The organism is Nocardia spumae (assembly GCF_020733635.1).
GTDB classification, from domain to species: domain Bacteria; phylum Actinomycetota; class Actinomycetes; order Mycobacteriales; family Mycobacteriaceae; genus Nocardia; species Nocardia spumae.
In genome coordinates this window covers 396,552-417,738 of sequence record NZ_JAJFZL010000001.1, presented here as the reverse complement: position 1 = coordinate 417,738, position 21,187 = coordinate 396,552, and the positions used below count along the sequence as shown (strand labels likewise).

Genomic DNA, 21,187 nt, shown 5'->3' with positions numbered 1-21,187 from the left:
CACCGGTTCGGCCGGAAGTCCGGAGGTGTCGCTGTCCCCACTCACGCCGCGAGCCTAACGGCACACCGGCCCGCGAGCACGCCCCTTGTCCGGGAGGTCACGCGGCTGTCGTCGGTCTTCATGACTCCCACCGCGTCTATCAGCGGTGTCCGTGCCGCGCCTACGCGGTTACGCACGCTGCCTTCTCCGGCCCGTCACTCCCACCGCGTCTATCAGCGGTGTCCGTGCCGCGCCTACGCGGTTACGCACGCTGCCTTCTCCGGCCCGTCACTCCCACCGCGTCTATCAGCGGTGTCCGTGCCGCGCCTACGCGGTTACGCACGCTGCCTTCTCCGGCCCGTCACTCCCACCGCTAGATTGGTCACCGTGTCAGCGCAACTCGAGGCGGTCAAACAGACCATGAGAACGCGCTGGCCGCTGTACCTCGCATCGATGCTGGCGGCCAATGCCTTCGGCGCGGTTCTGGTGTACGCGTTCATCCAGTACGGCCTGCCGGCGCCCGAGGGCACCCCGAACGGGCTGCGACGCGCGGGTCTGTTGCTCCCGGGGCTGGTCTTCGCGATCGGCGGCCTACTGAGTGTCACCGCCTCGGCTCTGATGTTGCGGCCGGTGATGCGCTGGCAGGTGCGCGGCGGCCCGCCCAGCCGCCAGGAACAGATGGCCGCCCTGCACGCGCCGCTGCGGCAATCCATCTTGCATCTGCTGTTGTGGCTGGTGGGTGGTGCGGTGCTGGCCGGGCGGATCATCGTGGAAACGCCCGAGCTCGCCGGCGCGGTGATCATCACCGAATGTATGGCGGCCACCATCGTGTTCGGATTCACCTACATGCTCGGTGAGCGGATTCTGCGGCCGGTCGCCGCGCACGCCCTGACCACCGGCACCTTCGATCACACCCTGACCCCCGGCGTCGGCACCCGGATGGCGATGACCTGGGGTATGGGCACCTTCGCGCCCACCATCGCGATCGTGCTGCTGTGCGTCACCCAGATCACCTCGCAGGTGCATTTCTCCGCGCAATCGCTGGCGATCTCGATTCTGCTGCTGTGCGGGGTGGTGATCCTGCAGGCGCTGGCACTGTCGATGCTGACCGGCGCGAGCATTTCCGATCCGGTGCGCCAGCTCTCCCGGGCGATCAACCGGGTGCAGGCGGGTGCGGGCGATGTGCAGGTGGAGGTCTTCGACGGCAGTGAGATCGGGCTGCTGCAGGTCGGCTTCAACCGCATGATGGAGGAGGCCGCGCAGCGCCGCGAACTGCAGGAGTTGTTCGGTCAGCACGTCGGCGAGGAAGTCGCCCGGCGGGCACTCGAGTACGGCACCGAGCTCGGCGGTGAAACCCGGTTCGTGGCCGTGCTGTTCGTCGATATGGTCGGCTCGACCGCGACCGCCGCCGAACATCCGCCGACCGAGGTCGTGAGCCTGCTCAACGAGTTCTTCCGGGTCGTGGTGCATGTGGTCGACCGGCACAACGGCCTGATCAACAAATTCGTCGGTGACGCCGCGCTGGCGATCTTCGGCGCACCGCTGGACCGGCCGGACGCGCCGACCGCCGCGTTGGCCGCCGCCCGGGATCTACGGGAGGCGTTGCGCGAGGTACCGGGCCTGGATATCGGCATCGGCGTGTCCGCCGGACTCGCGGTCGCCGGAAATATCGGTGCGGCAAACCGATTCGAATACACCGTGATCGGCGATCCGGTGAACGAGGCCTCCCGCCTCACCGAACTGGCCAAGGAACATCCGGGCCGGGTACTGGCCTCGGGCAGCGCCCTGTATTTCGCCGACGACGACGAGCAGCGGCAGTGGACCTCCGGTGACGAGGTGCAGTTGCGTGGCCGCCGCCGTAAGACCCGATTGGCTTGGCCCAAGGCACTGGGCTGAGCCGGACGAGAGCGAGGCCCGGCGTGGTCACGCGTCCGCTGCCGCCTTCGCGCCCGATCCCACTAGGCTGAGTCAGGTGACGGCCCACGCTCAACCAGCCGGCGACCCGGCGCCGCCCGCGCGCCGTAGATTTCGCTGGTTGAAATGGGCCCTCGGCGTGGTGTTGTCGGCGTTGCTGATCGCCGAGGGCATATATCTCTGGCCTCGCCTGCACGATTCCTGGCGCAATCTGTCCGAGATCCATTGGGGCTGGGTGGCGGTGTGCGTCTGGATGCAGGCCCTGTCGATGAGCGGATTCGGCCGCATCCAGAAACGGCTGCTGCGGGCCGGCGGGGTGGACGTCTCGCAGCGGGCCTCGGTGTCGGTGGTCTACGGCGCCACCGCGATGTCGGTCTCGCTACCCGCCGGGCAGGTGTTCTCCACCGCCTTCACCTACCGCCAGACCCGCCGCTGGGGCGCCAGCGCGGTGGTCGCGTCCTGGCAGCTGATGATGTCCGGCGTGGTCGCGACCGCCGGAATGCTGTTGCTCGGTGTGGGTGGCGCCCTGCTGGTCGGCAATCGGGTGGGACCGTGGAAACTGGTCCTCACCCTCGGTGCGGTGGCCCTGCTGGTGTGGGCCGGTAAGTACATCTCCGGAAATCCCGGTGCGCTGCAGGCGCTGGTACGACGCGCGGTGCGGCTGGTCAACCGCATTCGGCGGCACCCGTCCGAGGCCGGTATGGACCGGGTCGACGACATTCTGCGGCAACTGGAGTCGGTGGACCTGGGTAAGCGCGACGCCGCGTGGGTCGCGCTCTGGGCGGTGGTGCACCGGCTCGGGGATGTGGCCTGTCTGGGCGCCGCCTGCTACGCGGTAGGTGCCGATCCGCGCTGGGCCGGACTCCTGATCGCGTTCAGCGTGGGCAAGGCCGTCGGCACGATTCCGTTCGCGCCCGGTGGCATCGTCTACGTCGATGCCACCCTGGTCGCCAGTCTCACCGCGGCCGCGGGCCTGCCGTTCGCGCAGGCGGTGGCGGCGGCCTTCGTCTATCGCATGGTGAGTTTCATTCTGGTCGCGATCATCGGCTGGATCGTCATCGCCTTCCGCTTCCGCAATCCGCAGGCCGGGGACGCGGAATTCGAGGAGGAATTCGAACAGCGCTCGGCCCTGATCGCCGAACCGCGCCGCGGTGAACAGCAGCGCGACGTGCGCGGGCGGCCCCCGGGCCCGGTCGAACCCGACGGTGAGGCGCCGGCCTGAGCCGGGTGGGGAAATCCTCGCCGGACCGGCTCACTACCCTGGCGGACGTGAGGAAAACGCTGCCGCTGGTGATCGACATCGTGCTGGTGATCGTGTTCTGCGCGATCGGTCGGCGCAGTCACGAGGAGGCGGTCGCGGCCGGTCTGCTGCGAACTGTCTGGCCGTTCGCCACGGGCCTGCTGATCGGCTGGTCGCTCGCGGTGATCATCGGCGGCCGGGTCCGGATGCCCACCCGATTCGACGGTGGTGCCGCGCTGTGGCCCACCGGTGTCGTGGTGTGGTTGTCGACGCTGATCGGTGGCATGGTGCTGCGCGTGATCAGCGGGCAGGGCACCGCGGTCAGCTTCGTGATCGTCGCCGCGACCGTGCTCGCGGTCTTCCTGCTGGGCTGGCGCGCGGTGTGGCTGTTGATCGCACGACGCAGGCAGGTCAGCGGCGCGTCTGTGAATTGACCGCCCGAGAACTACTTGTTGTCGTCCGGCGTCGCCAGCGATTGCAGCATTCGCGCCGCCATCCGCGAGGTCATATCACCGCTGTCGACATCGTCGATATGGATGGCGAAGGCCAGGTCACCGGCATTCGCCAGGAGCCAGCCGTCCGAGCCGGCAGTGGCGGCGAAGGCGGTGACGCCCGCGTAACGGCTCACCGTGACCTCCTGCGGGCTGCCGGTCGCGTCCCGCAGCATGCCGCGCAGTTTGTCGACCACGTCGCCGGGCAGCGGTTCGAGTTTCGCCTCGGTCGTGGCGGGACGGCCGATCTCGATCATCGGCGGCGCCACGGAACCGCGGGCGATCGTGGCCGCGGCGAGGGCCATGCCGAACGGGCTGGCGAGAATCGGATCGTTGGCGCCCTGGCGCACCTGCTCGACGCCCCGGCCGCCGATCGGCAGCCGGCCGGTGGTCTCGTCCAGCCCCGGCACCTTGAAACCGATTCCGACACCCAGCATCGCGGCCGCCTCGGCGGTGTCCTGCACCGAGACGTCCTGCGGCGACTTCTTCTTCACGATGGCCGCGACCGCTTTGAACAGGTCGGCCGTTCCGCCGACCGGATAGGTGCCGGTGAAGGCGGGCGCTCCCTGCGCACTGGCGTAGTTGTTCTGAGCAGCGGCCACCACGGCGCCGGTGGAGGGCTGGACGGCCACGATGGATGCGGCCGTCCCCACGCTCACCACCGCGTCCTCGGCGGCGCGCTGCAGCTTCTGATCCATGGTCGAGGCGATATCCGGCCCGGGCGGACCCTGATATCCGGCGAGTTGGGTGACCAGCTTGCCGTCGGGTTCGAACAGCTGCACACCCCACCCGGCGTGCTCGTCCCGGTTCTCCTGCCAGACCTTCTGCAGCGCGTCGGTCATCGGTGACCACACCCGGCGGTCGGCGACGATCAGCTTGGGCTGCTTCTCCATCACCACGCCGGGGATGGCGGCCATCCGTGGTTCCAGGATCGCGAAGTCGTCCTCACGCAGGCTGACCGCGGTGACCGGTTTCCCCTGCGCACCGGCCAGCTGCTGCATCAGCGACGCGCCGGTGATCAGCGGCGCGACCGGGGCGATGGCATCGGCGAGGGCGTTGGTGGTCCCGACCGGATCCGACGTCTTGGCGGGATCCACCTTGATGACGTTGATGGTCTGCTGGGTCAGCAGCGGCTGCCCGTCGTTGTCGTTGACCTTGGGCGGCGGCGTCGCCTCGGTGCGGACCAGCTTCACCGAGCGTTTGTAGTCCAGCTGCGGCATCACCACGCTGGGGTCCCAGGAGATCCGCCAGCCGATAGCCAGCTTGCGGATATTGCCCTGCAGATCGTAGGACCAGTCCTTGTGCGGGCCGAAGTTCCAAGCGGCCTTGAGGTTGAACATCGCCGAATCGCCGTCGAGGCTGATGAACTGCACCAGCGAGTAATCCGGTTTGCCGGGCCCGAGACCGTCGAACATCGACTTCAGAGTGCTCTCCGCACCCGAAGGGTACGAGGTCAGCGCCGCGGCGCCGCTGGCGTCACGGTCGTCCATTAGCTGGGTGAAACGCTCGACGATCGCTTGGGGTCCGGTCGGCGCCTTGTGAAAATCGCACGACCCAATCACTATCGCCAGGGCAGCAACACCCGCTAGTGCCACTGCGCCCCGAACGCGAAAGCGGCGGGATCCCCACACATCCATGTCGCCCACTCTTCACTCTTGTCACTCCAGCAACAAGACCAACGGTACCCGAAGGAGTTTCCCGCGGTACCACCTCGGCACCGAAGCATCCTCCATGCTCAGCGACCACAATAGTGCCCGATCACCGACATCCGTTGCACCCGGTCTCCGAAATCCCCGCCCGTGTTCAGGCTTCCCAGTCCGCTGACAGCGTAACCATATCGGTCGTTTTGCCGCGTAATCTTGTAATCACTGTAACGACGAAAACACTGCAGTAAGGAAATGTCATGAGACATGGACACGGACGTGGATTCGGGCGACCGGGCGGTTGGCAGCAGGCCGATCTACCCGACGCCGCGGACGCTCCAGACTGGTTCGCCGGAAGGTTGCCAAGCGAGTGGTTCAGCGGTCCGGCGACCATCGAGATCGACCGCGACGAGATCGTGGTGATCGGCGAACTCGCGCTGCCGCGGCGTGAGTCCGGCGACGATCGATCCGAAGCCGCCGCGACCGAGGAAGCCGGCGGCACCGGCGACGCGACGCCCTCCCGGGCGACGGTGGACGGGCTGATCGCCCGGTTCCGCGAAGCCACACGCCCGGCTCGCATGCAGATCGCCCAGGAAGCGCAGGCTCGCTACGGCCGCAATGTCGCCTGGGGCGTGTCGGTGGACGGGGAGCGCACTCTGTTCACCCACCTGTCGGTTCCGGTGATGACGCGGCTGCGCCAGCCCGAACGCAAGGTCCTCGACACCCTCGTCGATGCCGGCGTCGCCCGCTCCCGCGCCGACGCCCTGGCCTGGACGGTCAAATTGGCGGGTAAGCACGCCGAGGAATGGCTCGACGAATTACGTTCGGCGATGCGCAAGGTGGACGATCTGCGCGCCGAGGGGCCGCGCGGGCTGTGACGGGGCCGGACGCGCCACGAGCGCGGGCGACTAGGGTGTGGGCATGGCACCGATTCTCGTGCTCAACGGCCCGAATCTGAACACGCTCGGCATCCGGCAGCCCGAGGTGTACGGCTCGGACACCCTCGACGACGTCGTCGAGCTGTGCCGCAAGACCGCCGCCCGCTTCGATCGCGAGATCGTCGCCTTCCAATCGAATTCGGAAGGGGCGCTGATCGATCGGATTCACGCCGCCCGAGGTGCGGAGGCCGGGATCGTGATCAATCCCGGCGGCCTGACCCACACCTCGGTCGCGCTGCGCGACGCGCTGGTGATTCCCGAGGTGCCGATCGTGGAGGTGCACATCTCGAATGTGCACGCGCGCGAGGAATTCCGGCACCACTCCTACATTTCGCCGATCGCTACCGCGGTCGTCGCCGGGATGGGCATCCAGGGCTACGCGGCGGCTGTCGAATTCCTCTGCACGCGTTGATCGCCCGCCCGGCTCAGGCCCGGTCGCGCAGCATCCGGTAGATCGGCGCGTCGGAATCGGCGACCTCGCGCCACAGCTCACGCACGGTCTGTGACAGCGCGGTGTCCACGCCCAGTTCCTCGGAGGTCTCGACGACGTGCCCGGCTCCGGCCACCATCATCCGAGCACTCGCCGCATCACCCCAGCCGCCCGCCTTCGCGGCCTCGGCGTACTCCGTCATGAAGAACGGGAACACTTCGGCGGAGCGTTGCGCGAACGGCAGGAATCGGTCGATGTCGTTGCCGGAGCGGGCGATGACCGCCAGCGCCTGGTTGTAGCCCACCAGCCAGGGATGAAAGAGGGTGAGCAGCGCCTGATAGAACAGCTGTGCCAGGCCGTCGTCGGTACCGAGGTATTCCGGTGCGCTGAGCGGTCGCAGCAGATCCGCGTGCGCGTCGAAGATCTCGCGCGGCCCGCTGTAGAAGAGGTAGGAGGCCGGGTGGGTGATGTTGTCACCGGCAGACATGAATCCGCCCGACAGGAACTCCGCACCGTGCGTGCGCACCCAGCGCGCACCCGCGCGAGTGCGCTCCGGAGAATCCGAGGACAGATTCACGATCACCTTGTCCCGCAGGCGTTCGGAGTCCGGACCCAGCACGTCGTACATGGCCGCGTAGTGAGTGAGACTCAGGATGATCACCTCGTTGCGCGCCAGGGCGTCGGCGACCGAATCGGCGCGGCGGGCGCCCAGGTCCACCATCGGGCCGATCTTGTCGGCACTGCGATTCCAGACCGTCACCTCGGTGCCGGCGGCCAGCAGCACGCGCACCATCGCCCGGCCCATCGGACCCAATCCGATCACCGTGACGGATGAACGTTCGGACATGTTGTACCCCTTGAATTTTCGTGAGAATTCCGATCGGCGCCGTCACTCGATGGTGGCCGGCGCCGCGGCCGCCGGCAATAACGCACTTTCCCGTGCGGTTGCTTACGTCGAGGTACGCAAACAGCTCAGGAGAACGGGATGACGACCGGGAGTGACGCGGATCACCAGGTGTGCGGGATGTCGGTGGCCATCGACGCGGTCGGCGGGAAATGGAAGCTGCATCTGATGTGGGTACTCGGCGCGGGCCCCCGGCGTTTCGGGCAGATCCGCGCCCTGCTGCCGGGAGTCAGCGAGAAGGTGCTGACCGAGAATCTGCGCCACCTGGAAGCACACGCCGTCGTGCGACGCGAGGTATTCCCCGAAGTGCCGCCGCGGGTGGAGTATTCACTGACCGCCTCCGGCGCCGAATTGGCCGCGGCCCTGCGGCCGCTCGAACGATGGGGGGAGCGGCGCCGCGACGAGATGCGCGCCCCCGCCTCGGCGTGAGCCGGGCTAGCGCAGATAGTCGGTGGCGATCCGGGCGCCCAGCCGCTCGAGCAGGCTCGCGGCCTTGGCGATGGAACGCGCCGGATCCGGCTCCAGCTCCGACAGTGGGTAGCAACGGGCGAATCCGGCGGCGCGCAGCTGCCCGGCCGCCAGTGCGCAGCGACCCGCCACCGCGACCACGGGCGTGCCCGCGCGGGCAGCGGCCGCCGCGACCCCGGCGGGCGCCTTACCGCGCAGGGTCTGCTCGTCGAGCGCGCCCTCACCGGTCACCACCAGATCCGCATCCGTTGCCCGCGTGGTGAAATCGATCAGCTCGAGGATCGCCTCGATACCCGGGCGGGGCCGGGCGCCGAGTACCGCCATCGCTCCGAACCCGGTACCGCCCGCGGCTCCCGCACCGGGGTGTTCGGCGACGTCGGCCGCTTCGGTCCCGATCCCTGCGGGCGCGGCGGCTTCGATCAGTTCCGCCCAATTCGTCAGGGCCGCTTCGAGTTCCACGCACTGCCGGGCGGTGGCGCCCTTCTGTGGTCCGAAGACGGCCACCGCGCCGTGCGCACCGAGTAACGGATTGTCCACATCGCTGGCCAGCACGAAGGTCGTCTCGGCGATCGCCGGATGCAGATCCGAGAAATCGACCCGCCGCGCGTCGGCGAGAGCCGCCGCGCCCCGCGCGGATTCGGCACCGTCGCCGTCGAGAATTCGCAGTCCCAGCGCCTGCAGCATGCCGGCCCCGCCGTCGGAGGAGGAACTGCCGCCGACCGCCAGCACGATCTCGCGGATGCCCCGATCCAGCGCGTCGCGGATCAGCAGGCCCAGCCCGTAGGTGCCCGAATGCATCGGATCGGGTTGGCCGCCGGGCAATTTCACGAGCCCGACCACCTCGGCCAGCTCGACCACCGCGGTATCGCCCCGTATCGCGTAACTGGCCGTACACGGCTGTCCGGTGGGCCCCACGGCCTCGACCCACACCCGTTCCCAGCCGGCCGCGACGAAGACGTCGACCGTGCCGTCGCCCCCGTCGGCCACCGGCAGCCGCCGGATCTCGGTATCCGGCGCCACCCGGGCGATTCCGGCCGCCAGCGCCGCGGCCACCTCGGACGCGGTCAGCGAACCTTTGAACTTGTCCGGCGCCAGCACCACTCGCCTCGGCGTCATCGCGACCCCATTCCGTCGGAACGATCCGGCCTCCGCTCACTGTATTGCGCGCGGGCGCCGGACCGTCGGTCAGCGCATCGGCGCCTGGTCCACCTGGTCGATCGTCACCTCGCCGGTACGCAGATACGTCAGCACCGCGTCGTCGAGCGGTCCGTTCCCGCGGCCGAAGGTGCCGTGGTCGCCGCCGCCGACCGAGATCAGGTGACCGTGCAGCGCATCCGCCATCGCGGGACCGCCCGGATAGGCGGTCACCGCGTCGCGGCGGCTCTGCAGGATCAGTGGGGCGGTGTCGAGACCGTGATCGGCGATCGCCACCGGCGTGGTCACCGGATCCCAATTGGCACAGGCCAATCCGCTGCGCACCAGATCGGCCCGGGCGTCGAGCGCGTTGCCGCCGGAGGCGACGATCGCGGCCGCCGAGCCGATGGCGTCCATCCGAGCGGGCACCGCGTTCTCGTTGCAGGTGATCGCCGCGAAGACGGCTTGGCCGGTCGGATCGGGAGTCGTCGCCCCGGCGATGGCACGCAGCCGCCGCAGATCCGACGGCTGCGCGTTCGCCTCCGCCATGGCCTGGGCCAGACTCGGCCAGAAGCCGCGAGTATAGGAGGCTACGGTGGTCGCCGAAACCAGTGGAACCTGAGCCGAGTTCCCTCCGGATATCAAGGCGCGCACCAGATTCTGCGCCTTGAACATCTCCTCGGCGCCCGCGTTCATACCGGCACGGGCCACCGCCGGCAGCGGTTCGGGCAGATCGCGCGGCAGATCGGCCGCCGAGACCGGCGGCGGTGTCAGATTGGCGTACCAGCCACCGCCCTGCGCCGCCACCAGCCGAACCCAGTTCTGGTAGACCCGCAGCGCCGAATCCCCCAGGTGATAGGTGTCGTCGTGCTCGGCGATCCAGCCGAACAGATCATCGAGGCGCTGCTTACCCGCGAGCTGCTGCTGGGCGAACTGCTCGGTCCACACCCACCGGGGGTCGACGTTGGAATCGAGCACCATCCGGTCGACGTGCTGTGGGAACAGCGAGGCGTAGACCGCGCCCAGATACGTTCCGTAGGAGATGCCCAGGTAGTCGATCCGGTCCAGGCCCAGCGCGGCCCGGACGGTATCGGTATCGCGAGCGGTGTTCTCCGTGGTGATGGTCCGCAGGTAGCCGGGCCGGGCCGCGTCACAGGCCTGCTGCAGCGGTTCCCGATTCCCGTGATCGGGATCCTCGGTACCGCAGTTCAGCGGCGTCGACCAGCGCAGGCCGCGCGGCTGGACGGCCACCAGGTCGTAGTGTTCGAGCAGCGGGGCCGGCAGCTGGGTCAGGCGGGCACCCCAGTAATCGAGAGCGTCGGCACCGGGGCCGCCCGGATTGGCGAAAATGGTGCCGTAGCGCTGACCGCCGGCTCGGATTCGACTGACCGTCACATCGATGCGCGCATCGCCGGGCGCCGCGTAGTCCATCGGCACCGAGATCACGGCACACTGCGCGGGATGGCCGTCGGCGATCGCACCGGCCGGACACGATCCGAAATTCGCCTCGGCATGCGCGGTGGCCGGGGCCAGCGCCGTGGTGATCACAGCCGTCAGCGCTGCGGTGGCGGCCAGCCGCGCCGCCGCAGGTAGTCCCCGTCGTCCCATCGGCGCCGTTCTCCCCGTCCGGCCGCTCGACGGCCGTCGCCCTCCCGGGCGAGGGAGTCCCGCCCGAGTTCCTGCATTCTCGCGACCCCGGCCGATCGCGACAACTCGAACACCACGCACCCATCCCCGGGTGACAGGTTCTAGGCTCAGCAAATGACGCCGGGCCAGCAGCGCACGACCGAGATCCGAGACAACACCGCACTCGACCGATTCGAACTGTATGTCGACGGCCAGCAGGCCGGGGTGGCCGCCTATCAGGACACCGCCTCCGAACGTGCCTTCGTGCACACCGAGATCTACCCGCAGTTCGAGGGGCAGGGCTACGGCCGGCTGCTCGTTCAGGGCGCCCTGGACCGCACCGTCGAGCAGGGGTTCGGCATCCTGCCGCTGTGCGCGATGGTGCATCACTTCGTCGAATCCCGGCCGCGGTATCTGGCCTCGGTGCCGCAGTGGGCCAGGGAGCGATTCGGGCTGCCGCAATAATCGAACCAGAGCGTCCCGGGCGTTAAACACAGCGCGCGCCACTCGACGGTGCGATGATGGCATGCGTGGCACGCGCAGAGGAACACGGCGACCGCCCCAGACGTGAACCCAGGTATGAGGAACAGATGGTGCGGCCCGGCACCTTGCTGGTCTCGGCAACCGAGTTGGTCGAGCCCACTTTCCGGCGCACCGTGATCTATATCGTCGAGCACAACGACGCCGGCAGTCTCGGCGTCGTGCTCAACCGGCCCAGCGAAACCGCGGTGCAGGATGTGCTGCCGCGGTGGGCCGAGTTGGCCGCCGGACCCCGCACGCTCTACGTGGGCGGGCCCGTGAAACGGGATTCGGCGCTGTGTCTGACCACGATCCGCGTCGGTACCGAGATCGACGGAGTTCGGGGCCTACGCCGGGTCGACGGCCGGGTGGCGCTGCTGGATCTGGATTCCGATCCGGATTCGATCGCGCCACTGGTCGAGGGTGTCCGCATCTTCGCCGGATATGCCGGGTGGACCTTCGGCCAATTGGAGGGCGAGCTGGAACGCGGCGACTGGATCGTGCTGTCCGCGCTGCCGTCGGACCCACTCGCCGGGCGCACCGATCTGTGGGCGCATGTGCTGCGCCGGCAGCCGCTCCCGCTGTCGTTGCTGGCGACCCACCCGATCGAACTAGAACGCAATTGATTACGTATCCACAGAGTGTGGTCCCCCGACGTTCGCCTCGACAGAGGCGGCGAACTCCCGCGATCGGCGCGACTTCCGCCGATGTCTGACTCGACGATTCCTCCCGTCGACGAGGCGCCCACGCGGGCGCGATTGCTGCGTGCGCTCTACGACGAGCACGCGCCCACGTTGTGGCGGTACACCTACAGCCTGGTCGGCGACGCCGGACGTGCCGAGGACATCGTGCAGGAGACACTCCTGCGGGCCTGGCAGCGGCCGCAGGTACTGGATCAGTCGACGGCCTCGGCGCGGGCCTGGTTGTTCACCGTCGCCCGGCATCTGGCGGTCGACGAGTTCCGCAGCGCCCGGCATCGGCGCGAATACGGCACCGACACACCGCCGGAGCAGTCGACGCCGGACGAGGCCCAACGCGCGGTGGACGGCTGGGTGATCGCCGACGCGCTCGCCCGGCTGAGCTCGGACCACCGCGAGGTGATCGTCCGGGCCTACTACCGTGGCTTGTCGACCCAGCAGATCGCGAACGAACTGGCAATACCCGAGGGCACGGTCAAATCCCGTATGCATTACGGAATGCGCTCCCTGCGTTCGGCCCTACAGGAGATGGGGGTGACGAAATGACATCGGCGGATACCGCCTCGCACGACGAGTATGCGACCTGGGACGCGCCGTATGTGCTCGGCGCCCTCCCTCAGGAGCAGCGGCTCGCCTATGAGAACCATCTGACCGATTGCACCGACTGCCGCGCAGCGGTCGCGGAACTGTCCGGGCTGCCCGGTCTACTCAGCCGGGTGCCCGGCGAGGTCGCGCTGTCGCTGGTCGACGACACCGCAGGCGGTCGAGCCGGGGCCGACGCCCCGACACGGGAATTCGGAGACGCGGGTTTCGAGGCCCTGCTGGACCGGGTGCGGGCCACCGAGGGTGATTCGGGCACCGGCGCGGGCATTCTCCCGTTCGAGGCCGGCGCATCGGCGCCCGGCCGCGACGACCGGCGTGCGGCGCCCCGATCGACCGGCGGCGAGAACGGCAGGCCCACCGACGCTGCCATCCCACCGGCCGCGACCCCGCGCCCTGGACCGGACGACACCGTGACCTCCCTGGCCACCGCCCGCGAACGTAAGCGGCGGCGCAGCGGACCCTGGCTGGCGCTGGCCGGCGCGGTCGCCGCCGCGGCCGCGGCGGTCGCGATCACCATTCCGGCCACCATCTCGATAACCCAGCAGACCACGCCGCCGTCCGCTCAGCAGGTGGTCACGGAGCGGCAGATGGATCAGGTGGTGCCGTCGCCGATCACCGCCAGCTTCAGTCTCACCCAGCTCGATTCCGGTACGCGCGTGAAGATGTCGTGCAACTACGCCGCCTCCGATACCGACTACACCTGGGACGGCGCGCTGTGGGTCGTCCACACCGACGGCACCCAATCGATGCTCGCGCAGTGGTCGGCGCATCCGGGTCAGACGATCACCGCGGACGGCATCACCACGGTCCCGCCGAATCAGATCAGTTCGGTGGAGATTCGGTCCAGCACCACGAATCAGGTGTTCCTGCGCGGTTCGGTCTGAGCTGGGTGACCCGGCGGGCCGCACGGTGGCCGCCGTTCCTCAGAGCAGAATCAGCGCGACGCACAGCGCGGTCAGCGCGGTGATCTGCAGGCCGACCCGGAATCCGAGAATACTTTCCCACTTGTCCTGCAGCGCGCGAGCATTCGCGGGAATCACGCCGGTCAGCGCGGCCTGGGTCTGCACGGTGTTGATCGGCTTGGCGACCTTCACGTAGAACCCCAGCCAGGTCAGCAACGCCAGCAGGGCGACCCCGGCGGCGATCGCGGCGCCGGCCTGTCCGGCGACGGCCGCGATCACCATCGTGAGCAGGGTGGCGATCACGCCGCCGGCACCGGCGAAGGGCATGCGGCGATCGGCGTAATAGTGCCCCCACCCCGCGGACACCGTCACCGTCGCATCGTCGAGTTTGCGGTTCACCGACCGGGTGACGAGCGCGGCACAGAAATCGGTGCCGTAGACGATGCCGTTGGCGAGGATGGCGAGGACGGCGAGGACCTGTGCGGATGTGGTCAGCATGGGAGTGCTCCTAGTCAGGATCTAACGTTGCTAGCTTCATGAGCAACAGTAGATGGATCTGACTAGATTGTCTAGCAGTGCTAGATCAAGCCTTGGCGCACCCTCACCGCACGGTCCCGGCGCCGACCCCCGGCGGCCGGCGCGTGCGGTGCCCGACCCGGGTGAGCATCGGCTCGTCGGTCCCGTCGAACGCGCGCAGTACCGCGGCGTCGGCACGGGGATCGCCGACCGCGATCCGCGCGCTGCCGTCCGGATATCCCTTCGCCGCGATTCCCGCCGCCGCCAGCGTCGCGTGCACGGCCGAACCCGGGAGGTACAGGAAGTTGCCGCGACTGCTGGGCACCGCGATACCGCGGTGCCGCAGGGCGGTTCGCAACCACTCCCGCTCGGCGGTGATATCGGAGATCCGCTCGGACAGCTCCGCCGAGGCCCGATAGCAGGCGCGCACGGCCGCGACGGCGTAGTCGGGCATACCGAAGGGCAGCTGCATCCGCCGCACCCGGGCGATCAGTTCCGGCGCGCCGAAGGCATAGCCGATGCGCAGGCCGGCCAATCCGTAGGCCTTCGAAAACGTCCGCAGCACCAGCAGATTGGGATAGTGCTCGATGAGCTCACAGGGGTCGACCACCTGGTCCTCGGCCAGGAACTCCACATACGCCTCGTCCAGAATCACCGGAATGTGGCGCGGGATCCCGAACAGGAACGCTCTGAGCTCGGCCGCGGCCGGCACCGTGCCGGTCGGATTGTGCGGACGGCACACCGCTACCAGCGCGGTGCGCTCGTCCACCGCACACGCCATCGCCGCCAGTTGCTGGCCGCCGTCCGTATCCAACGGCACCGCAACGGCTTCCAGCCCGGCCATGGCCGCCATGATCGGATAGCCGTCGAAAGTCGGGCTCGCGAACACCATGCGACGACCGGGCCCCGGCACCGTCTGCATGATCTGCAGCGCCACGCCGGTCGCACCCGCACCGACCACCACCTGCTCGGCACTGACCCCGACATGCGCGGCGATCAGCGCGGGCAGCCGCCGCGGCAGGAACTCCGGATACCGATTCGCGCGCAGCAGGGCGTCGTCGACCACCTCGAGCACCGAAGGCAAAGGCGGGAACGGGTTCTCGCTCAGTGTCAGATCGAAGAGGACCGACGGCAGGGGCTGTGTCGCGGCCGGTTCCCGGGCGGAGGAGCTCATCGTGCCGCACCCCAGCGCACCGCCGCCGCGGCCGCGAAGTCACCCGCGTGCGCGAAAGCCGACAGCAGCACCACCGAACCGTTCCGCAACCGCCCGGCCCGGTTCTCGACATCGAGAGTGACGGGAATTCCCGCGGCGAAGAGATTTCCGCACCGATCGAAGGTGTCGGGATGGCGTTCGGCGGGTAGTTCCAGCGCATCGTGCCAGTTGCGCAGGAACAGCCGATTCGGCTGATTGGTGACGAAGGTATCGATATCGCGCCCCTTCACCCCGATGTGATCGCACACCGCCAGCGCCAGCTCGGGAACCAGCCGATTACCGCGGGCGAACACCTTGGTCACCTTCGATTCGGTGAAACTCACGCAACCCTGCCCCTCGCCCGGCTCCCAGTACTTCCGGTCGGAGCCGGTGCTGAAATCCATATCGCCGGCGAATTCGGGGAAGGTGCGGCATTCGATATCCAGAATCGGCGCCCGACGGTCCTTGACCAGCAGCCCGACCCCGCAGCCGTCTCCCGGCACCGGCGCCTGGGCGAGCTTGCGGATCTCGGTCTGGGTGAAGACCGGCCCGGCCGTATTCTGAGTCGCCGCGATGAGGGCGGTGCGGGCATCGGTGGTCTGCAGAATCATGCGCGCCAGCATCATCATGTGGATGAACGCCGCACAGCCGCTGTTGTGCACGTCGAATACCCATTTCGGCTGCATTCCCAGCCGCCGTGCCACCTCCGGGCCGGCGCCCATGACGGGATTGTCGGGCAATTGGGTGTGGGTGATCAGGACGTCGATATCGGCGAGGGTGTCCGGTCCGTGCCGCTCGATCAGCGGCGCCACCGCACGTTCGACCATATCCACCGCGGTTTCGTCGCGCCCCCGATGATGGCGGGTGCGGGGGGCGCGGAACATGACGTTCTTGGCCATCCGCTCCGAGCGGGAGAACTGGGTGAAGTATTCGGTACCTACCGGCTCACCGGGCAGATAGCTGGCCACATCGATCAGGCTGACCGGGGCGAGCGACAGGGTGGGATCGGTGAAATCCATAGCGTCGGACTCTCATTTCATCCAGTCGGGAGTTATCGGAAGTCCGTGCGCGGCACGGTATTCGGCGATCGCCTTCAAGTTGTCCAGTTCCAGGCGATGACCGGCGGAGAACATCTCCCAGAAATCGCCGACCCATACCTTGCGTCCGGGCGGCGCGGCGTCGGGATAGGGATTCTCGTCGTAGAAGGGGTGACGGCAATTGGTCCACAGGACCACCGATCCCGGCTTGTCGAAAACGACCTGGGCGTCGACGACCCGCATCAGATAGACCATCCACAGGTGCTTTCCCTGATCCCACGCACAGTGGTAATCGACGGTCATGGCATCGGGATTGGCCTCGGTGCGAGTGAAGATGCGGGTGTTCTTACCCAGCCGATCGTAGGATTCCCACAGCCCCGGAGTCTCGGTCTCGGTGAACCCGCGCAGACTGTAAGTCCACTCCTCCAGACTCTGTGTGTGCGAGAGGTATTCGTACAATTCGCGCGGTGGTGCGGCGATATAGTCCTGCACCGGGCAGAACTGACCGAAGATCTGGTCGTGGGGGTAGACCGATCGGAGCATATCCATGATGACCGGGGTGGTCTCCTCACGATCGGAATTCTCGATGCGCAGTAGTCCGGGGATCACCCGATGTGGCTGATCCGGCAGATCGCTGAGTGCGGGTGCGGTGCTGGTGGTCACGAATTCCTCCTCGCGGCGGACAGGAACGGGATGAAGGGTGGTATTTCGTCGGGATCGCAATCGACCGAAACGAACGACGGCCCCGCGGTTTCCAGGCAGTACCGCAGGACCGTGTCGAGTTCCGCGCGAGTCTTCGGCGAGAAGGACGGCAGTTCCGGGAACATCGCCGCCATTCCCGCGCCCAGATGCGCCTTGTGGAATCTGTTGAAGCTGTAACGGTCTCCGTAGAAGAGCTGTTCCCGGGTGACACACATGGCGTGCGCGGAATTGTCGAGAACGACGAAGGTCAACGGAAGTCCGTACTGCACAGCGGTGTGCACCTCCATGCCGTGCATGTAGAACGCACCGTCGCCGGCGACGACCACGGTGCGCCGCTCGGTGCCGTCGGGGCGGTGACGGCGCGCGAACGCGGAACCGATCGCGGCGCCGAAGGCATAGCCCATCCCGCCCATACCGAGCGCGACCACGAACCGGCCGTCGCGCGGCGGGCGCAGATGGTGCACGACCGAGGCGCCGGTATTACCCGCGTCGGCGAAGATGTCGGTATCCGAATCGACGGTGGCATTGAGGGTTTCGACGATGTCGCGGTAGCGCAGACCCGGCCCGTCGGCGGACGGCACCGGCAGTGCCTGCGGCGCCCGGCGTGGACGCCGCGGATCGACCCGATGTACCCGCGCGTCGCCGATCCCCAGCGCCACCACCAGTTCGCGCAGTGTGGCGGCGAGATCGGTACTGGTGGCGTGGACGGCGGGAATGTACGGCGGTTCGGCGCCCACCGACGCGGTCGACGCGCCGAGCACCGATTCCAGCCCGGCCCGTGCGGTCACCGGCATCCGGGTGCCGACCAGCAGGCACAGCGCGGCGCCGCGCAGGGCATCGCTCAGTTCGGTGTGGCCCATACTTCCGGCGACCCCGAGGAATCCGTGCTCGGCGCAACCGTAGACATCCTTGGCATCGGGTGCGACGCCGACACCCGCGTCGAGAACCGCTGCCAGCTCTCGTAATTCGTCTCGGGCGTCGTCGCGCGCGACCTGTGCGCCGGCGATGATCACCACCTTGCCCACCGCGCGGGCGGCTCGCAACCCCTCCAGCAGCCGGTCGATTCCGCTCTCGTCGCGGCCGTGTACCGCCGGCGGCGCGACGAACGTGGCCTCCGTTTCCATCTCCGCCTGTTGCACGTTCTTGGGCAGCAGCAGCACCGCCGGTCCACCGGCACGCGCCGCCGCGACCGCGCGAGACAGATGCGCCGGCAGCGATGCCGGCGATTCCACCCGCGCGCAGTACAGCGAGATGGTGTCGAAAAGCTGTGCGGCATCGAAGGTTCCGGCCAGACCGCTGGAGTCCTGGAATGCGCCCAAGCCCTCCAGATCGGTGGGCGCCTGCCCCACCAGCGCCAGCACCGGAACCCGGGAGGCGTGCGATTCCGCGAGTCCCGCAACAAGATTCATGGCGCCACCGCCCGAGGTGGCGCAGACGACACCGAGCCCCGAAGTGGATCGAGCGTAGCCGTCGGCCATGGTGGCGGCCGAGAACTCGTGTTTGGCCACCACGGCGGTGAGGTGGTCGGCGGCATCGAAGGCCGCGTCGTACAGATCCTCGATATTGGCGCCGTCGACGCCGAAGATATGTCGCACACCCAGCCCCGATACAGCCTGTACCAGATAATCGACCACTCGTGCCGGCATCGCCGCTCCTTCCGCGAGGCGAATTCGGCACCGACCATCGTGCCCGAACCGAACGCGCTCAGCCGGGATACGAACCACGGGCCCACCCGGTTCACCGGTCCGGCGTGGGGCGCCCGGAACAGGCACTTGTGTGTATGTATACATCTACGTATAGTGGTGCCATGCCCAACAAGACCGTGTATGTATCCGATGACGACCTACCCCTGTTCCAGCGCGCTCAGGAGCTGGTCGGCGGCAACCTGTCGGGCGCGATCGTGACGGCGCTGCGGCGGTACATCGAACTCGAGGAGGGCCGCGCGGCCGGATTCGACGAGACCGTCCTGCGGGTCGGTCACAACGGCGCCCGGCAGGTGCGCTTCTCCGGCCGGCTACTCGCCGAGGCCAGCGATATGGGCGAGGAGGCGTTCCAGCGCATCCGCGTCTTCCACACCCGCAAGGGCAAATACGTGGTGCACCAGCAACGTTCGGAGTGGGTCGACTACCCCACCGACACCAACTGGCTGAAGGACCTCACCAACTGGCGCCGGATGTTCGGCGTCACCGACCCGGACTGGGGCGACTTCAGCATGGATATCTACGACGCGTCGACCGATCTGAAGGGCAAGGTCCCGGACAAACTGTACGAACGCATCAGCGATCTGTCCGAACATCCCCGGATCGAGGATCTCGACATCTGATCGCCGGCCGAGGCGGTGCGCGGATCGAAACCGCCTCGGCACCCACCTCATTCGATAACGACCAGCTCCTTGTCCGTCGCATATGAGCGGACACGGCTCACTCAACCCATGCATTCATCCCTATCTATTGATGAAAGGACGACCATGACGGCACCCGCCATTTCGGTCACCGGCCTGCGAAAAGCCTTCGGCGAGCAGGTGGTGCTCGACGGTATCGATCTCTCCGTTGCGGAGGGCACGATCTTCGCGCTGCTCGGCCCCAACGGGGCGGGCAAGACCACCACGGTCCACATCCTGTCCACCCTTACCCGGCCCGACGACGGTCGGCTGCGCGTCGGCGGACACGATCCGGGCGCCGAACCCGACGCCGTCCGCGCCGCCATCGGTGTCACCGGCCAGTTCTCCGCGGTCGACGAACTACTCACCGGCCGCGAGAACCTGCTCCTGATGGCCGATCTGCACCACCTGCCCCGCGGCGAAGGCCGGCGCATCGCGGACGACCTGCTGCGGCGCTTCGATCTGGTGGACGCGGCGGACAAGGTGGCCGGTAGCTATTCCGGCGGAATGACCCGGCGCCTGGACCTGGCCATGACGCTGGCGGGCGATCCGCGCATCATCTTCCTCGACGAGCCCACGGTGGGCCTGGACCCGCGCAGCCGGCGCGGGATGTGGGACATCATCCGAGAACTCGTCGCCGGCGGCGTCACCATCTTCCTCACCACCCAGTACCTGGAGGAAGCCGATGAGCTCGCGCAGCGGATCGCCGTGCTCGATCACGGCCGCATCGTCGCCGAAGGTACAGCGGACCAGCTCAAGCGGCTGATCCCCGGTGGCCACATCCGGCTCACCTTCGACGACGACGCCCAGTTGCGCGCCGCGGCCGATCTGCTGGGCGGCTCCACCGCCGACGGCACGCTCGCGGTGCCCTCCGACGGCGGTGTCGCCTCCCTGCGGGCGGTCCTGGACCGGCTCGACGCCGCCCGGATCGAGCCCGAGGGCCTGTCCGTGCACACCCCCAACCTCGACGATGTCTTCCTCACCCTCACCGGCCACTCCGCACCCGAGAAGGAAACCGCACGATGACCACGCACGCACTCACCGATTCGCGCACCATGCTGCGACGGAATCTGGTGCACGCCAAGCGATATCCCGCCATGACCATCAGCGTGATCATCATGCCGGTGATCCTGTTGCTGATGTTCAACTACATTTTCGGCGGCGCGCTGGAGAAGGCCGCCGGCGGCCGGTACATCGACTACCTCGTGCCGGGCATGATGCTGATGATTCCGGCCTATCTGGTCGTCGGCGTCGCGGTGGCGGTCGCCTCCGATATGACCAAGGGCATCGTGAACAGGTTCCGGACGATGCCCATGGCCCACTCGTCGATCCTCACCGGCCAGGTGGTCGGCACCGTGATCCAAGGCGTACTCGGCGTCGGCCTGATGGTCGCCGTGGCCGCGCTCATCGGCTTCCGCTCCACCGCCGGCGTACTGGAATGGGTGGCCGCGTTCGGGCTCATAGCGCTGGCGGTCTTCGGATTGTCCTGGCTCGGTGTGGGTTTCGGCCTGGCCGCCAAGACTCCCGAGAGCGCGAGCAACACACCCACGGTGATCGTATTCCTGCCCTTCCTCGGCAGCGGGCTCGTTCCCACCGACACCATGCCCACCGGCGTCCGCCAGTTCGCCGAATTCCAGCCCTTCACTCCGATGACGGAAACGCTGCGCGGCCTGCTGATGGGTACCGCTATCGGCTGGAACGGAATCGGCGCCCTGGCCTGGTGCCTCGGCTTCGCTGCGGTCGGCTACCTGTGGTCACGATCACTGTTCCGGCGCAAGACCAACTGATCCGGTCACGGAAGCGGTCCCCCGGCCACGCGCCGGGCGACCGCTTCCGGTGTGCGGCGATCGTTCCAGCTGCCGCCACGAAGC

22 protein-coding genes are annotated in these 21,187 nt (G+C 68.1%); 13 read left to right on the top strand and 9 right to left on the bottom strand.

The genetic code is table 11. The annotated features are described in order from the left end of the window. The first annotated feature begins 399 nt into the window (after positions 1–399). From LKD76_RS01885 to LKD76_RS01875, 3 genes are all read left to right on the top strand, one after another. Positions 400–1,875 carry an adenylate/guanylate cyclase domain-containing protein gene (locus LKD76_RS01885; protein ID WP_227985053.1) on the top strand — a complete coding sequence of 492 codons (1,476 nt, stop codon included), beginning with the start codon at positions 400–402 and terminating at the stop codon, positions 1,873–1,875. Positions 1,876–1,951: 76 nt separating this feature from the next. After that, on the top strand, positions 1,952–3,115 hold the full coding sequence (locus tag LKD76_RS01880) for a lysylphosphatidylglycerol synthase transmembrane domain-containing protein (RefSeq protein ID WP_227979194.1): 1,164 nt from the start codon (positions 1,952–1,954) through the stop codon (positions 3,113–3,115). Between the two features lie 47 nt (positions 3,116–3,162). After that, positions 3,163–3,567, top strand: a complete 405-nt coding sequence (locus LKD76_RS01875) for a DUF3054 domain-containing protein (protein WP_227979193.1) — start codon at positions 3,163–3,165, stop codon at positions 3,565–3,567. 11 nt (positions 3,568–3,578) lie between these two features. Here the strand turns inward: LKD76_RS01875 and LKD76_RS01870 are convergent, their stop codons facing one another. Next, a complete protein-coding gene (locus LKD76_RS01870; RefSeq protein WP_227985052.1) occupies positions 3,579–5,261 on the bottom strand; it encodes an NTF2-like N-terminal transpeptidase domain-containing protein in 1,683 nt (560 codons plus the stop codon). Positions 5,262–5,527: 266 nt separating this feature from the next. Between LKD76_RS01870 and abmR the strand changes: the two genes are divergently transcribed. Beyond that, positions 5,528–6,145: an ATP-binding transcription factor AbmR gene (gene abmR, locus LKD76_RS01865; protein WP_227979192.1), complete on the top strand. Its 618-nt coding sequence runs from the start codon at positions 5,528–5,530 to the stop codon at positions 6,143–6,145. A 43-nt stretch (positions 6,146–6,188) separates the two neighbouring features. Next, complete coding sequence (aroQ, locus tag LKD76_RS01860; RefSeq protein WP_227979191.1) at positions 6,189–6,617, top strand: type II 3-dehydroquinate dehydratase; 429 nt, start codon at positions 6,189–6,191, stop codon at positions 6,615–6,617. A 13-nt stretch (positions 6,618–6,630) separates the two neighbouring features. Here aroQ and LKD76_RS01855 read toward each other — a convergent pair whose 3' ends face one another. Continuing rightward, positions 6,631–7,482 (bottom strand): NAD(P)-dependent oxidoreductase, encoded by an 852-nt coding sequence (locus LKD76_RS01855; protein WP_227979190.1) that lies wholly within the window; start codon positions 7,480–7,482, stop codon positions 6,631–6,633. Positions 7,483–7,620: 138 nt separating this feature from the next. Between LKD76_RS01855 and LKD76_RS01850 the strand changes: the two genes are divergently transcribed. Next, a complete protein-coding gene (locus LKD76_RS01850; protein ID WP_227979189.1) occupies positions 7,621–7,968 on the top strand; it encodes a winged helix-turn-helix transcriptional regulator in 348 nt (115 codons plus the stop codon). 6 nt (positions 7,969–7,974) lie between these two features. Here LKD76_RS01850 and LKD76_RS01845 read toward each other — a convergent pair whose 3' ends face one another. Together LKD76_RS01845 and LKD76_RS01840 are read right to left on the bottom strand one after the other, a co-directional pair. Continuing rightward, complete coding sequence (locus LKD76_RS01845; RefSeq protein WP_227979188.1) at positions 7,975–9,123, bottom strand: glycerate kinase; 1,149 nt, start codon at positions 9,121–9,123, stop codon at positions 7,975–7,977. A 69-nt stretch (positions 9,124–9,192) separates the two neighbouring features. Next, on the bottom strand, positions 9,193–10,749 hold the full coding sequence (locus tag LKD76_RS01840) for an alpha/beta fold hydrolase (RefSeq protein ID WP_227979187.1): 1,557 nt from the start codon (positions 10,747–10,749) through the stop codon (positions 9,193–9,195). 153 nt (positions 10,750–10,902) lie between these two features. Here LKD76_RS01840 and LKD76_RS01835 point away from each other — a divergent pair, with 153 nt between their 5' ends. The 4 genes from LKD76_RS01835 (at position 10,903) to LKD76_RS01820 (ending at position 13,471) form a co-directional block, all read left to right on the top strand. Beyond that, entirely contained in the window at positions 10,903–11,232 is a 330-nt protein-coding gene (locus tag LKD76_RS01835; protein ID WP_227979186.1) for a GNAT family N-acetyltransferase, read from the top strand. 56 nt (positions 11,233–11,288) lie between these two features. Next, the gene (locus LKD76_RS01830) at positions 11,289–11,912 is read left to right on the top strand and encodes a YqgE/AlgH family protein (protein WP_372465711.1); all 624 of its coding nucleotides are present in this window, start codon (positions 11,289–11,291) and stop codon (positions 11,910–11,912) included. 81 nt (positions 11,913–11,993) lie between these two features. Beyond that, positions 11,994–12,530 carry a sigma-70 family RNA polymerase sigma factor gene (locus LKD76_RS01825; protein WP_227979184.1) on the top strand — a complete coding sequence of 179 codons (537 nt, stop codon included), beginning with the start codon at positions 11,994–11,996 and terminating at the stop codon, positions 12,528–12,530. Next, positions 12,527–13,471 (top strand): anti-sigma factor family protein, encoded by a 945-nt coding sequence (locus LKD76_RS01820; protein WP_227979183.1) that lies wholly within the window; start codon positions 12,527–12,529, stop codon positions 13,469–13,471. Before LKD76_RS01825 ends, LKD76_RS01820 begins: the two co-directional genes overlap by 4 nt. 39 nt (positions 13,472–13,510) lie before the next feature. On the opposite strand, the gene LKD76_RS01815 is transcribed toward LKD76_RS01820, so the two are convergent. The 5 genes from LKD76_RS01815 to LKD76_RS01795 all read right to left on the bottom strand — a co-directional run bounded on the left by LKD76_RS01815 (position 13,511) and on the right by LKD76_RS01795 (position 18,582). Next, positions 13,511–13,987: a DUF1772 domain-containing protein gene (locus LKD76_RS01815; protein WP_227979182.1), complete on the bottom strand. Its 477-nt coding sequence runs from the start codon at positions 13,985–13,987 to the stop codon at positions 13,511–13,513. A gap of 103 nt (positions 13,988–14,090) precedes the next feature. Beyond that, a complete protein-coding gene (locus tag LKD76_RS01810; protein ID WP_227979181.1) occupies positions 14,091–15,179 on the bottom strand; it encodes an aminotransferase class I/II-fold pyridoxal phosphate-dependent enzyme in 1,089 nt (362 codons plus the stop codon). Next, complete coding sequence (locus LKD76_RS01805) at positions 15,176–16,216, bottom strand: 3-oxoacyl-ACP synthase III family protein (protein WP_227979180.1); 1,041 nt, start codon at positions 16,214–16,216, stop codon at positions 15,176–15,178. Before LKD76_RS01805 ends, LKD76_RS01810 begins: the two co-directional genes overlap by 4 nt. 12 nt (positions 16,217–16,228) lie before the next feature. Continuing rightward, a complete protein-coding gene (locus LKD76_RS01800) occupies positions 16,229–16,897 on the bottom strand; it encodes a DUF8713 domain-containing protein (protein ID WP_227979179.1) in 669 nt (222 codons plus the stop codon). Further along, the gene (locus tag LKD76_RS01795; RefSeq protein WP_227979178.1) at positions 16,894–18,582 is read right to left on the bottom strand and encodes a thiamine pyrophosphate-binding protein; all 1,689 of its coding nucleotides are present in this window, start codon (positions 18,580–18,582) and stop codon (positions 16,894–16,896) included. The genes LKD76_RS01800 and LKD76_RS01795 overlap by 4 nt, the downstream gene beginning before the upstream one ends. A gap of 161 nt (positions 18,583–18,743) precedes the next feature. On the opposite strand from LKD76_RS01795, the gene LKD76_RS01790 reads away from it, so the two are divergent. The 3 genes from LKD76_RS01790 to LKD76_RS01780 all read left to right on the top strand — a co-directional run bounded on the left by LKD76_RS01790 (position 18,744) and on the right by LKD76_RS01780 (position 21,103). Continuing rightward, complete coding sequence (locus LKD76_RS01790; RefSeq protein ID WP_227979177.1) at positions 18,744–19,259, top strand: EXLDI protein; 516 nt, start codon at positions 18,744–18,746, stop codon at positions 19,257–19,259. Between the two features lie 144 nt (positions 19,260–19,403). After that, on the top strand, positions 19,404–20,342 hold the full coding sequence (locus LKD76_RS01785) for an ATP-binding cassette domain-containing protein (protein ID WP_227979176.1): 939 nt from the start codon (positions 19,404–19,406) through the stop codon (positions 20,340–20,342). After that, positions 20,339–21,103: an ABC transporter permease gene (locus tag LKD76_RS01780; RefSeq protein ID WP_227979175.1), complete on the top strand. Its 765-nt coding sequence runs from the start codon at positions 20,339–20,341 to the stop codon at positions 21,101–21,103. Before LKD76_RS01785 ends, LKD76_RS01780 begins: the two co-directional genes overlap by 4 nt. Positions 21,104–21,187: the final 84 nt, after the last annotated feature.